Origin of the sequence: Streptomyces tauricus (assembly GCF_014650955.1) — a bacterium.
In the GTDB taxonomy this organism is placed as follows: Bacteria; Actinomycetota; Actinomycetes; order Streptomycetales; family Streptomycetaceae; genus Streptomyces; species Streptomyces tauricus.
Window position 1 is genome coordinate 1 of the sequence record NZ_BMVY01000026.1, and the last position, 13020, is coordinate 13020.

The window sequence follows — 13020 nt, forward strand, 5'->3', positions numbered from 1 at the left end:
CGCCGCGCCCCCGGCCGCGGCGGCACCCAGCGCGAGCCCGGCACCGCCCCAGCCGATCAGCGCGCGCCGGGACGGGGCGGCCGACGCGGCGCGTCCGGCTTCGGCTTCGGCTTCAGCTTGGGCTTCGGCTTCGGTGGGCGTGTCCGTCATGGCCGTTCCCTACTTCGTCGTGACGACGGCCGCGGCGAGCTTGGACAGCGGCTCCGCGAGCGCGTTCACCGCGTCCGAGAGTTCCTTGCGGTCGGCCTTGCCGACCTTGTCGTACGAGGTGAAGTCGTACGAGGCCGTGTCCTCGCGGTACTGGTCCAGCAGCGCGTCGAGCGCCGCGAACTGCTTGTCCAGTTCGATGACCAGCGCCGCGTCGTTCTCCTTCGCGACCGGCTTCAGCAGCTCGTACGACTTCTCCGCGCCCTCGACGTTCGCCTTGAAGTCGACCAGGTCGGTGTGCGAGTAGCGCTCCTCCTCGCCGGTGACCTTGCCGGTGGCGACCTCGTCGAGGAGTTCCTTGGCGCCGTTGGCCATCGAGGTCGGGGTGATCTCCGCCTTGCCGACGCGGTTCTGCCAGTCGGTGAGGTCCTTGATCAGCTGGTCGGCCAGCTCGGAGTCCCGGTCGGTGAGCTTCTTGTCCTTCCACAGCGAGCGCTCCAGGCGGTGCCAGCCCGTCCAGTCCTTCTCTGTGTTCTTGCCGTCCCCGCCCCCCTCCTCCAGACCGTCCTCGCGCAGGTCGACCTTCGGGTCGATGTCACCGAACGACTCGGCGACCGGCTCGGTGCGCTCCCAGCCGATGCGCGAGGTGGCGTACGCCTTCTTCGCGGCCTCGATGTCACCGGCCTTGACGGCGTCCGCGAACACCTTGGCCTTCGGCAGCGTCTCGTCGGCCTGCTCCTGTGCGTAACTGCGGTAGGAGGCGACCGCCGCGTCCAGGCGCGGGTCGCGCTTCGCGACCTTGCCGCCGCCGGTGACCGTGACGTCCTGCCGGATGCCCTTGCCCTTCATGCCGGGCTTGCACGCGATCCGGTAGTCGCCCGCCTTCACCTCCGCGGTGACCTTCTGGCGGGTGCCGGGGCCTATGTTCTCGCGCTCGGTGACGATCCGGTCGTCGGGGAACAGGAGGTAGACCTCGGTGACCTTGGAGCCCTTGTTGGTCACGTCGAGCTGTACGTGTCCGGCCGGGAACTCCTTCTTCGACACCTCGCATTTGGTGTCCGTGGCCGTCACCTCGACGACGTGGTCGTCGCTCGACGCGTCGCTCTTCTCGGTGCAGCCCGTGACAGCGGCCAGCGCGGCCGCGGTCGCGGCAGCGGTGACGACGGAGAGTCGGACGGCTCGCATACAGGCTCCAAGAGGGTCACAGGGAGAACGCAGGTGCTTCACAGCGGCTCAGTGAGGCTGCCCTAACTTATCTGAGGCTTACCTGACTGGAAGTCGCCCGTCCAGTGATTCAGCTCTCATGGACGCCGTACGGGCACGGCCCGGTCACGGTGGCGCTATCCATCCCCCACGAAACGGTCAAAGACGGGTCAAGAACCCCTGACCGGAGCCACCATGACCCCACCCGTGCGCGGGTGGGGGAACACCTCGACCGGCTGTTTGTAGACGTCCGAAAGCAGTCGGTCGGTGAAGACCTCCGAGGGCGCCCCGTCGGCCACCGCGCGCCCGGCGCACAGGATCACCACCCGGTGCGCGTACGCGGCCGCGAGACCCAGATCGTGCAACACCACGACCACCGCGTCCCCTTCGCGCGCCCTTTCCCGGCAGATCCGCAGCACCAGCTCCTGGTGTCTGAGGTCCAGTGCGGCCGTCGGCTCGTCGAGCAGCAGCAGCCGGGCGCGCTGGGCGAGCACGCGGGCGAGCGCGACCCTGGCCCGTTCGCCGCCGCTGAGCGCCGAGAAGGGCCGGCCCGCGAAGCCGGTGACCTCGGTCGCCGCCATGGCCGAGGCCACGGCCGCGTCGTCCTGGTCCTCCTCGGGCCGCCCGGCCCAGGGTGCCCGCCCCATCCGTACGACCTCCTCGACCGGGAAGGGGAAGGAGAGCGAGGCGGACTGGGGGAGCACCGCCCGGCGCAGGGCCAGTTCGTGCGCCGACCAGTCGGACACCGGGCGCCCGTGGACCCGTACGACACCCTCGGACGCCGGGAGATCGGCGGCGAGCGCGCCCAACAGGGTCGACTTTCCCGCCCCGTTGGGGCCGACCAGTGCCAGTACCTCGCCCGCGCGAGCCTCGACGGCCACGCCGGACAGCACCTCGCGGGCGCCCAGCCGCACACGCAGGGCCTCGGCCTCGGCGAGTACGTCTCCTGTGGTCACGGGCCCGGGCGGCACGGTCCCCGTACGGAGCCATCCCCTGCGCTTCCTCATGCCCAGCCTCCCTGCCTGCGACGGGTCCTGCGCAGCAGCCAGAAGAAGAACGGGCTGCCGAAGAGAGCGGTCAGCACACCGAGCGGCAGTTCGGCGGGCTCGGCGACGGTACGCGCGGCGAGGTCGCCCGCGAGCAGTACGACCGCACCGCCCAGCGCGCTGCCGGGCACGAGGAAGCGGTGGCCGGGGCCCGCGGCCATCCGCAGCAGATGCGGGACGACGAGGCCCACGAAGCCGATGACCCCGGAGACGCTCACGGCCGCGGCCGTCAGCAGCGCGACGACCAGGACCAGCACGATACGAAGCCGTTCGACGTCCACGCCGAGGTGCCGTGCCGGGCGCTCGCCGAGCGCCAGCAGGTCCAACTTGCGTGCGTAGAAGGGCGCGAGGGCGAGACCGGCCACCGCGCACGGCAGTACCGCCAGCACCTTCGGCCAGGTCGCCTGGGACAGCGAGCCGAGCTGCCAGAAGGTGATCTGGTTCACCGCGGCGGTGTCGGCCAGGAAGATGAACAGGCCGATCAGCGCGCCCGCGAAGGCGTTCACCGCGATACCGGTGAGGATCAGCGTCACGACCTCGGTACGGCCGCCCGAGCGGGACGTCGCGTACACGAGCAGGGCGGTGCCGAGTCCCGCCACGAAGGCGAAGACCGGGATCGTCCAGGTGCCCAGGAAGCTCAGACCGAGCGAGATCGCGGCGACCGCGCCGACCGCCGCGCCCGACGAGACGCCGATGACGCTCGGCTCGGCGAGCGGATTGCCGAACACGCCCTGCATCAGCGCGCCCGCGCAGCCCAGCGAGGCACCTACGAGCAGCGCGAGCACGATCCGCGGGAAGCGCACGTTCCACAGCACGGACTCGGGGACACGGGCCAGTTCGCCGCCGCCGAGACCCGCGCGGTGCGCGACGGAGGACAGCACGTCACCGGGCGAGATCTCGTACGCGCCGAGCCCGGCGGAGGTGAGGGTGAGGAGCAGGAGAACGACGGCCAGCCCGACCGTGAGCAGCCAGGTGGCGCTGCGGCGGGGACGCGTGACACCGCCGCGGGCGAGGGCGGCGGGGGTATCGGGAGCCGGGGCTTCCGGGGCCGGAGCTTCGGGAGGGGGAGCCTCGGCAGGGTCCTCGGGGGCCTGGGATGCGGTCCTGTCGGTCACGCTCACTTCTCGTCCCCGTACAACTGGCCGACGATGGACTTCAGTACGGCGTCCGTGCGGGGCCCGTAGTTGAGGAGTACGCCGTCCTCGACGGAGACGACCCGGCGGTCCATCCCGGCCGGGGTCTGCGCGACGCCGGGAATCCTGACCAGGCCGTCGATGCCGCCGACGGACTCAAGTCCCTTGGACATGACGAGGATCGCGTCGGGAGCCGCCTGGGCGAGGGCTTCCGTGGTGATCGCGGTGAAGTCCTTCTTCAGGCCCGACTCGGCGCCCGCGTCCACGGCGCCCGCCGCTTCGAGCAGCGAGGTCGCTCCCGAGCCCTTGCCCCCGATCAGATAGACGGACGCGGAGCCGCGGAGATAGAGGAAGGCGACCCGCGGTTCGTCGGTCTTCTCCGGAACGTCCTCGCGCACGGCGGCGATCCGGTCCTGCGAGCGCTTCGTCAGCTCCTTGCCCGCCGCCGGAACGCCGAGCGCGCGGGCCACCGCCTCGATACGCGGGCCCACGTCGTCGAGGCCCTGCGCCGGGTCGACGACGAGGACAGGTATGCCCGCGTCGCGGATCTGGCCCATCGCCTCCGCGGGCCCGGTGGTGGCCTCGGCGAGCACCAGATCGGGCTTGAGGGACAGCACGCTCTCCGCGGAGACGTCGTGGTTGCGGGTGACCACCGGCAGCTTCTCGGCCTGCGCGAAGGTGGCGGTGATGTCCCGGGCGACGACCCGGTCGCCGAGGCCGAGCGTGAAGACGATCTCGCTGAGGCTGCCGGAGAGCGGAACGATACGTTCGGCGTCCTTGACCGTGACGTCGTGACCGTCGGCCGACCGCACGGTGACCGGAAGCCGAGGCTCCGGGGTGTCCGTGAGCGGCTCGACCCGATCGGCGGCGACGCGGGCCTTCCCGCCACCGGCCGGCTCGGACGCCCCCTCGCCGGAGGCACAGCCCCCCACCACGAATACCGCGAGCAGCACTCCCACCACTCGCACACGCATGCGTCCCACGGTCGTGTCGTTCCTTTCGGTCAGCCGGATCGGCAACTGGGCCCTGTGCGGGCGGGGCCGCGCCCCGTCGGGGACGCGGGGAACCGCGCGGCCGGCCACGACGAACGGGCGGCCGAAGAACAACCCCCGTCCCCCTCTGTCTCATCCCACGCTTCCGTCCCGGCAGGGCTTAGCTTAGGTTAGCCTTACCTTTCTCGCCAGGAAGCACCACATCGCATCCGGCCAGATCTCCCGCCCCGGAGGACACACATGCCAGCCCGCCCGCACCCACGTACGCACGTGACCCTGCTCTGCGCGGCCGTACTCGCAGCGGTACTCACGGCGCTGCTCCCGGCCGGCCAGGCCCACGCGGCGGGCCGGACCGTGCAGGGCGGCAGGCTGGACTGGGGCATCAAGTCCTCCTTCCAGAGTTATGTCACCGGCCCGATAGCGAACGGCAGTTTCTCCCTCACCGGGGGCGCGGCCACGGTCGGCGGCAGCCAGTTCCGCTTCCACTCGGCGACCGGTACGTACGACGGTTCGTCGGGCGCCTTCGACGCCGGCTTCTCCGGCGGTGTCCACTTCCTCGGGCACAAGGAGGACGACGGCACCTACCAGCTCGACCTGACGATCAGCCGCCCGACCGTCCGCCTCGCGGGCAACGGCGGCACGCTCTACGTCGACATCATCAGCAAGGCGAAGGGCACCGGGGCGGTCACGACGTCCTCGCAGGTGCCCTTCGCCTCCCTCTCCCTCGGCGGCATCGACATGAAGGGCGGCGGCAACGCCGTCCAGTTGAACAACCTGCCCGCCACGCTGACCGCCCAGGGCGCCAAGTCCTTCGCCGGGTACTACACGGCGGGCACCGCCCTCGACCCGGTCAGCCTCTCCGCGGACGTGCGGGTGGCGGCCACGGGGTCGACGGGCAAGCCGTCCGCCTCACCGACCCCGTCCACGTCCCCGTCCAAGTCGAAGGCGAAGAAGGAGACTTCGGGCCGGATCGAGGACGGAGCCGTGGACTGGGGGGTGCGCAGGACCTTCCGCGAGTACGTCACCGGCGCCATCGCGCAGGGCGAGTGGGAGCTCAGCGACGGCGCCCAGGACGGCGGCGCGCTCTTCCGCTTCCCCGAGGGCTCGGGCACGTACGACGAGAAGAAGCGGACCCTCGACGCGAGCTTCACCGGAGCCGTCCGCTTCACCGGCGAGCAGGGCCTCGATCTGAAACTCGGCGAGATCCGGGCCGAGGTCACGGACGACGGCAAGGGCACGCTGTACGCCGACGTCACGAGCGCGAGCAAGACGGGCAAGGCGGGCGGCGGCGGGACGGGCAAGGCCGGCGGCACGGACAAGGAGGTCCCGCTCGTCACCTTCACCGCCAAGGAACTCAAGCCGAAGGACGGCCTCGCCCAGGTGACCGAGGCCCCCGCGAAGCTCACCGCCGCGGGCGCCGAGGCCTTCGGCGGGATGTACAAGGCGGGCACGGAGATGGACCCGGTGTCCCTCGCCGTCGCCCTGGACGACAAGGCCGAACTGCCCGCCCTGCCCGACCTGGGCAGCGCGGAGTCGGCCACGCCCGAAGCCGCGGCGGCCGAACCGAAGAAGGCCGGGCCGAAGACCGAGGCCACCGCGAGCGACTCGGACGTCCCCGTCCTGTCCATCGGCCTCACGGTCGCTTCCCTGGTCGCGATCGCCGCGGCCTTCCTGATCATCCGCAGGCGCCGTACGCCACAGACCGCCGCCACCGCCGCCGCGGCCCCGGACGCCCCGGACGCCCCGGACGAGAACTGAACTTCCCTCCCCTTCCCTCCCTTTCTCCCTGTCCGCGAGTCGCGCGGACTCCCACACACCGCACGTCCACCGAACCGAGGAGATTTACGACCATGGCCGCCAACCGCCGCCGCCCCATAGCCCTTGCCGCAGCCTGCGCGACCGCCGTCACGCTCGGCGCCACCGCGCTCGCCGCCGCCACGTCCGCGTCCGCCGCCGAAGTGCCGCTCAAGGGCTACGAGTTGACCTGGGGCATCAAGGAGTCGTACCGCAACTACGTGACGGGCATGGCGGCCGGTACCTTCACGCCCGAGGCCGGAGCCACGCAGGCCAAGGACAACGGCGTGTTCACCTTCGTCAACGGCACCGGGAGCTACGACTCCGAGGCCCACACCGTCGCGCTCGGCTTCGAGGGCACCCTGAACATCGCCTCCAAGGCGCACGGCTTCGAACTGAAGCTGTCCGACGTGAGGTTCGACAGCAAGGACGCGAGAGTCACCGCCGATGTGACGAAGGCCGGTACGACCCAGCAGGACGTGCCGCTCGCCGAGGTCACCGTCAACCGCGCGATGACGGACATGACGACCAAGCTGACCAAGGAGGCGGGGGACGTCTTCGGCAGCTCCTCCTACACGGGCGCGGCCGGCGACCCCCTGACGGTGGTCGAGAAGAAGGCCGAGTCGCCGAACCCGACGCCCACGGGCACCACGACCCCGCCGGGCACCCCGACCGGCACCCCCACGGGCACCCCGACCAAGACCCCCACCACGGACCCGACGGGGACGGCGTCCACCACCCCGAAGCCCTCGCCCACCGAGGCCGACACCAAGGGCGACATCAGCTACGGCACGCTCGGCTGGGGTGTGAAGCAGTCCTTCCGTACGTACGTCGTGGACGGGGTGGCCAAGGGCAGGATCACGGTCTCCGGCGGGGCCGAGCAGGCGTCCGGCAACGGTGACTTCACCTTCCCCGACGCCACCGGCACCTACGACACGGACGCCGACACCCTGAAGGCATCCTTCAAGGGCTCGGTCAACTTCAAGGGCCACGAGGACAACGGCAGTTACGGTCTCGACCTCACCCTCAGCGACCTGAAGGCGGAGATCGACGGCGGCTCCGGCAAGCTCACCGCCGACGTCGACAGTCTTGGTGAGAAGTCCGAGGACGTGACCCTCGCCGAGCTCAAGCCCAAGTCGGCCGACCTGATCGCCAAGGACGAGGTCATCGTCCTGGACGACGTCACCACCACTCTCACCAAGGCGGGCGCGGAGGCCTTCGGCGGCTTCTACCAGGCGGGCGCCGCACTCGACCCGGTTGACATCGCCGTGGCCCTGACCGCGGACGCCGAACTCCCGGACACCGACCCGACCTCGACGTCGACCTCGGGAACGGGCGGCACCACGGGCGGGACGACCGGTGGCACCACCGGGGGCGCGGGCACGACCGGGTCCACCACGGGCGGGGTGACCGGCAACCTCGCCTCCACCGGCTCCGACGTCCCCGTCGGCGCCCTCGGAGCGGCCGCCGCGGTCACCGTCGCGGCGGGCGCGGGCGTGGTGTTCGCGGTACGCCGCCGTCGGCTGACGGACTCCACCCAGGCCTGACCCGGCCAGGACGCGTACGCGGGTGCCGCCGTCATGATGTTTGAATGCCCGCGTGACTGATTACGACGTGGTGCGGGTCTTCTGCGGGCCCCGCGGCGAGTACGGCAATGAGCTCGGGGTGGTGCGGGAGGGTTCCGTACTGCCCGAGCGGGGCGAACGGCAGGCGTTCGCGGCGAAACTCGGCTTCAGCGAGACGGTGTTCGTCGATGACCCCGAGCGCGGGGTCATCGACATCTACACGCCCGGCGTGCGGCTGCCGTTCGCCGGCTACCCCTGCGTGGGCGTGGCCTGGCTGCTGGACGTACCCGAACTCGTCACGCCCGCGGGCGTGGTGGGCACGCGGCTGGACGGCGAGTTCACCTGGATCGAGGCCCGCGCGGAGTGGGCGCAGCGGCGCACGCTGCGCCAGTACGCGACCGCGGCGGAGGTCGACGCGCTCTCCGTCCCTCCGTCGGGGGAGTGGCTGTACGCGTGGGCATGGGAGGACGAGGCGGCGGGCCGTGTCCGGGCCCGGGGCTTCCCCGGGCGGGGCGACGGCGTGGAGGAGGACGAGGCCACGGGGGCGGCGGCGCTCCAGCTGACGGCGCGGCTGGGGCGGGCCCTGAACATCATCCAGGGCGCGGGCTCCCAGCTCCTCACGGCTCCCCAGCCGGAGGGTTGGATCGAACTGGGCGGCAGAGTCCTCCTGGAACGCTGACGCCCCCTGCCCGGGGCAGCCGGGAAGCCCCACGGGCCCGGCGAGGACTGCCCGCGCAGTTCCCCGCGCCCCTGAAGGACAAAAGATTGCGCCGTTCCCCGCGCCCCTAAGGGGCGCGGGGAACGGCGCAATCTTTTCGCTTTTCGATTTTGGGGGCGCGGGGAACGGCGCAGCCCGCCCCCACGGCCCGCACCCGAAAGCGCACCCCCCAGTGGAACGTCACGCGCTGATGCGGAACTCTTCACCCAGCGCCCGAAAGACCCCCGTGTTCAACGCGAACGCCCGCCGGCACTCCGCGACAACCCGCTGCTTCTCCAGATCGTCCGCGGGAAGCGCATCCAGCAGTTCCCGGTATCCCCGCTTGAACGCCGCAGGGTTCCCGATGTCCTCGAACACATAGAACCGCACGCCGTCCCCCTTGCGTGCGAACCCCCACGTCTTCTCCGCCGTCCCACGGATGATCTGCCCACCGGAGAGATCACCGAGATAGCGCGTGTAGTGGTGCGCCACGTACCCCCCGGGCCACGTACGCGCGCACTCGGCGACCCGCTCCGCGTACTCCACCGTCGCGGGCAGCGCGGTGGCACCGTCCCGCCACCCCGGCCCGCGCAAATGCGCGAGGTCCCGCTCCAGCGAGGCGAGCCGCATCAGCTCGGGCTGGATGAACGGCCCCGCCACCGGGTCGCCGGACAGCTCCCGCGCACCCGACTCCAGCGCCTCGTACACGAACCACAGCTGTTCCGTGTAGCGCGCGTAGGCGTCCACGCCGAGCCTGCCGCCGAGCAGGTCGCTCATGAAGGTCGAGGTCTCCGCCTCCACGTGCTGCTCGTGGGACGCGGTGCGGATGAGCGTCGAGAACGGCGTACTCGACGGTGTCATGAGGACCTCCGGGGCTGAACGGGGGAGACGGGAGCCGGACCAATCTTCTATGGTTAGGCTTACCTAAGTCAATGAGTTCCCGACGTCCTGTCGGTAAAAACGTACCCCGAATGTCCGCCGCTTCCACATGAAAGAGCCGCCCGCTCTCCACAAGCGGGCGGCATCCGGCGGGGCGGGGACGGCTACGGCAGCGTGAGGACCTCGGCCCCGCTGTCCGTGACGACCAGGGTGTGCTCGAACTGCGCGGTCCGCAGCCGGTCCTTCGTGACGACCGTCCACCCGTCGTCCCACATGTCGTAGTCGTACGAGCCCAGCGTCAGCATCGGCTCGATCGTGAACGTCATCCCGGGCCGCATCACGGTCGTCGCGTGCGGGCTGTCGTAGTGCGGGACGATCAGACCGGAGTGGAACGACGAGTTGATGCCGTGCCCGGTGAAGTCCCGGACGACCCCGTATCCGAAGCGCTTCGCGTACGACTCGATGACCCGGCCGATGATGTTGATCTGGCGGCCGGGCCTGACCGCCTTGATGGCGCGCTCCAGCGACTCACGGGTCCGCTCCACGAGCAGCCGTGACTCCTCGGCCACGTCGCCGACGAGATACGTGGCGTTGTTGTCGCCGTGCACGCCCCCGATGTACGCCGTCACGTCGAGGTTGATGATGTCGCCGTCCCGCAGGACGGTGGAGTCCGGGATGCCGTGGCAGATCACCTCGTTCACGGAGGTGCACAGGGACTTCGGGAAGCCGCGGTAGCCGAGCGTGGACGGGTAGGCGCCGTGGTCGCACATGTAGTCGTGCGCGACCCGGTCCAGTTCGTCGGTGGTGACGCCGGGCGCGATGAGCTTCGCGGCCTCGGCCATGGCTTGCGCGGCGATCCGGCCGGCGACGCGCATCGCCTCGATCGTCTCGGGCGTCTGCACCTCCGGCCCGGTGTACGGGGTCGGCGCGGGCTTGCCGACGTACTCCGGGCGGCGGATGTTTCCGGGCACGGAACGGGTGGGGGACAGCTCCCCTGGGACGAGCAGCGACTGGCCAGACATGCCAGCGAGTCTAACCAGCGGAGATGGGGGAACATGTCGGTGGCGAGAGGAGCTGGTCATGGCCTTGTTCAAGAAGCGGACGGTCGGCAAACCGGGCGAGTGGTACTACTGCCTGGAGCACAAGAAGGTGGAGGAGGGCCCCGAGTGCCCCGCGAAGGACCGCTTCGGTCCGTACGCGTCCCGCGAGGAGGCCCAGCGGGCGATGGACACGGCCCGTGAGCGCAACCTCGACTGGGAGACGGACCCCCGCTGGCACGATGCCGCTCCGCGGAACGCGGACGACAACTAGCCCTCTTCTCCTCACCCACCCGCCCGCCGGGGGCGCGGGGAACGGGGCACAAAGGGGCGCGGGGAACGGCGCAGGCTTGTCGTTCCCAGGGGCGCGGGAACGGCGGGATCAGCCCCCGCCCGCCCCACCCCGCAACACCCTCATCCGCACCGCGTGCGCGTTGCTCCGCACGTCGTACCGCATGAGCTGCGGCAGGCACACCGCCAACGCACCCACCGCGACCACGCACATCACACCCCCGGCCCACACGGACGTCCGCACGGAGAGCAGCGCGGCCATCCCGCCCGCCCGGACCTGCCCCAGCTGCGGCCCGGCCGAGTACGACAGCAGCTCGATCCCCGCCAGCCGCCCCCGCAGCTCGTCGGGGATCGTCTGGTTCCACATCGCCGCCCGGAAGATCCCGCTGACCATGTCGGCGCAGCCGGCCAGGGTCAGGAACAGCAGCACCAGCCACACGTCGTGCACGGCGCCCGCGGCCACCATCGCGAGCCCCCAGCAGGCCGCCGCCAGCACCACCATCCGCCCGTGCCGGTGGATCCGCGAGGTCCACCCGCTGGTCAGGCTCACCAGCAGCGACCCGGCCGGCAGCGCCGCGTACATCAGCCCGAGCGACCACTCGGCGTCCAGCTCGTCCGCCAGGAAGGGCAGCACGGCGAGCGGGAAGGCGAAGAACATGGCGGCCAGGTCGATCGCGTACGTACCCAGCAGCTCCTTGCGGCTCCACGCGTACCGGGCGCCCTCCGCGATCGCCTTCAGTGACGGTTTCGCCGCCTCGTGCGCGGCGGGCGACGCGGCGAGCCCCACGGCCAGGACGAGCGACACGGCGAACGTGGCGAGGTCCGCGGCATAGGCCCAGCCGAGTCCCGCGTACGCCACGACGAGCCCCGCGACCGCGGGCCCCGCGACCCCGCCGACCGTCCAGCGCAGCGAGTTGAGCGCGGCGGCGGCCGGCAGGTGCTCGTGCCGGACGATGCGCGGGGTGAGCGCGTCGAGCGCCGGCCGCTGGACCGCGACGAGTGCGGAGGACAGCGCGGCGACGGCGTACAGCGGCCAGACCAGGGGGCCCGGGAGTACCGCGTTGACCAGCAGGACGGCCGAGAGCACCCCCTGCCCCGCCTCCGTCCAGATGATCAGCTTCCGCTTGTCCAGGGCGTCGGCGAGCGCCCCGCCGTACAGCCCGAACACGATCAGCGGTACGAGTTCCACGGCGCCGATCGCGCCGACGGCGACCGCGGAACCGGTCAGCTCCTTCATCTGCACCGGCAGCGCGACGAACGTCAGGAAGCTGCCGAAGTTCGTGATGAGCCCGGCCACCCACAGCCGCCGGAAGTCGGGGGAGGTCCGCCACGGCGCGAGATCGGGCAACAACGCGCCCAGCCGCGAAGCACCACCCCCGACGGCACCTTTGCCCGTATCGGACGCGGACTCGGACGCGGACTCGGACCCGGGCGCGGACCCGGGCGCGGGCTGGGGCTCGGGCTGGGGCTCGATCAATTCCGTCACGACGGGTCATCGTCCGTCGCGGACCCGTCCCGTACAAACGCTTTTTCGACCGGGGCGGCCCCGCCGGGGAGGCCGCCGGCTCACCACCGTGCGGGCGGCGGCGCGGTCAACCGGTCCGCCAGCCGCGACAACCGGTCGGTGAACCGCCGCCGGCCCCGGGGTACGGGCAGCGAGTTCTCCCCGGTGGCCGCACTGACCAGGTGCTGAACCGTGTCCAGGTCGAGCCCCGCGTCGAGACCGGGCCTGGCCGGCACCGCGAGCGCCTCGTGCGCCATCGCGTGCAGTTCGCGGTCGCCCGAGTCCAGCGCCAGGACCGTCGCCCCGGCCCGGCGCGCGTCGTACACCCGCTCCAGGAGCGGGGCCCCGGCCGCGCCCGGCGCCACGACGAGCAGCGTCTCGCCGCGCCTGGCCGCCTCGATCCGGCCGAGTCCCACCGCCAGATGGGCCGGGTCCCCGGGCCGCGCCCCGTGCCGTACCAGCGTCGGCGTCAGCTCAGGCGTGCCCGACCAGGCGGCCTCGTCCACCAGATGCGCGGCGAGGTGCCAGGGCTCGTACTCCGCGGTCCCCACCAGCAGCAGACCGCCCCCGTGGGGCAGTACGGACGACCGCAGCGCCCCCGCGAACCGCCGGGTGGCTCCCGGCCACTCGGTCCCGGCGAGCACTTCGCGCAGCAAGGCCACCCGTACGGCATCCATGTGGCCGCATCCTGCCGCAGCGGACCGCTCGTCAGCTGGTGTTCACGATGAATTC

Annotated in this window: 12 protein-coding genes; 4 read left to right on the forward strand and 8 right to left on the reverse strand. The window is 71.5% G+C overall.

Going from position 1 to position 13020, the window contains the following annotated elements:
- Nucleotides 1-159: 159 nt before the first annotated feature.
- The 4 genes from efeO to IE278_RS30150 all read right to left on the reverse strand — a co-directional run bounded on the left by efeO (nt 160) and on the right by IE278_RS30150 (nt 4503).
- On the reverse strand, nt 160-1332 hold the full coding sequence (efeO, locus tag IE278_RS30135) for an iron uptake system protein EfeO (RefSeq protein ID WP_189776473.1): 1173 nt from the start codon (nt 1330-1332) through the stop codon (nt 160-162).
- A 188-nt stretch (nt 1333-1520) separates the two neighbouring features.
- Nucleotides 1521-2357 (reverse strand): heme ABC transporter ATP-binding protein, encoded by an 837-nt coding sequence (locus tag IE278_RS30140; protein WP_189776475.1) that lies wholly within the window; start codon nt 2355-2357, stop codon nt 1521-1523.
- Nucleotides 2354-3511 carry a FecCD family ABC transporter permease gene (locus tag IE278_RS30145; RefSeq protein WP_189776477.1) on the reverse strand — a complete coding sequence of 386 codons (1158 nt, stop codon included), beginning with the start codon at nt 3509-3511 and terminating at the stop codon, nt 2354-2356. The genes IE278_RS30140 and IE278_RS30145 overlap by 4 nt, the downstream gene beginning before the upstream one ends.
- Before the next feature lie 2 nt (nt 3512-3513).
- The gene (locus tag IE278_RS30150) at nt 3514-4503 is read right to left on the reverse strand and encodes a heme/hemin ABC transporter substrate-binding protein (protein WP_189776479.1); all 990 of its coding nucleotides are present in this window, start codon (nt 4501-4503) and stop codon (nt 3514-3516) included.
- 258 nt (nt 4504-4761) lie between these two features.
- Here IE278_RS30150 and IE278_RS30155 point away from each other — a divergent pair, with 258 nt between their 5' ends.
- From IE278_RS30155 to IE278_RS30165, 3 genes are all read left to right on the forward strand, one after another.
- A complete protein-coding gene (locus IE278_RS30155) occupies nt 4762-6279 on the forward strand; it encodes an HtaA domain-containing protein (protein WP_189776481.1) in 1518 nt (505 codons plus the stop codon).
- A 92-nt stretch (nt 6280-6371) separates the two neighbouring features.
- The gene (locus tag IE278_RS30160; protein ID WP_189776483.1) at nt 6372-7862 is read left to right on the forward strand and encodes an HtaA domain-containing protein; all 1491 of its coding nucleotides are present in this window, start codon (nt 6372-6374) and stop codon (nt 7860-7862) included.
- 52 nt (nt 7863-7914) lie between these two features.
- Complete coding sequence (locus tag IE278_RS30165; protein ID WP_189776485.1) at nt 7915-8559, forward strand: PhzF family phenazine biosynthesis protein; 645 nt, start codon at nt 7915-7917, stop codon at nt 8557-8559.
- A gap of 219 nt (nt 8560-8778) precedes the next feature.
- Here IE278_RS30165 and IE278_RS30170 read toward each other — a convergent pair whose 3' ends face one another.
- A complete protein-coding gene (locus tag IE278_RS30170) occupies nt 8779-9438 on the reverse strand; it encodes a biliverdin-producing heme oxygenase (RefSeq protein WP_189776488.1) in 660 nt (219 codons plus the stop codon).
- Nucleotides 9439-9620: 182 nt separating this feature from the next.
- Nucleotides 9621-10478 carry a type I methionyl aminopeptidase gene (gene map / locus IE278_RS30175; protein ID WP_189776490.1) on the reverse strand — a complete coding sequence of 286 codons (858 nt, stop codon included), beginning with the start codon at nt 10476-10478 and terminating at the stop codon, nt 9621-9623.
- 58 nt (nt 10479-10536) lie between these two features.
- Between map and IE278_RS30180 the strand changes: the two genes are divergently transcribed.
- On the forward strand, nt 10537-10767 hold the full coding sequence (locus tag IE278_RS30180; RefSeq protein WP_189776492.1) for an SPOR domain-containing protein: 231 nt from the start codon (nt 10537-10539) through the stop codon (nt 10765-10767).
- Nucleotides 10768-10875: 108 nt separating this feature from the next.
- On the opposite strand, the gene IE278_RS30185 is transcribed toward IE278_RS30180, so the two are convergent.
- A complete protein-coding gene (locus IE278_RS30185; RefSeq protein ID WP_189776680.1) occupies nt 10876-12144 on the reverse strand; it encodes an MFS transporter in 1269 nt (422 codons plus the stop codon).
- A gap of 206 nt (nt 12145-12350) precedes the next feature.
- Nucleotides 12351-12965 (reverse strand): hypothetical protein, encoded by a 615-nt coding sequence (locus tag IE278_RS30190; RefSeq protein WP_189776493.1) that lies wholly within the window; start codon nt 12963-12965, stop codon nt 12351-12353.
- Nucleotides 12966-13020 lie beyond the last annotated feature (55 nt).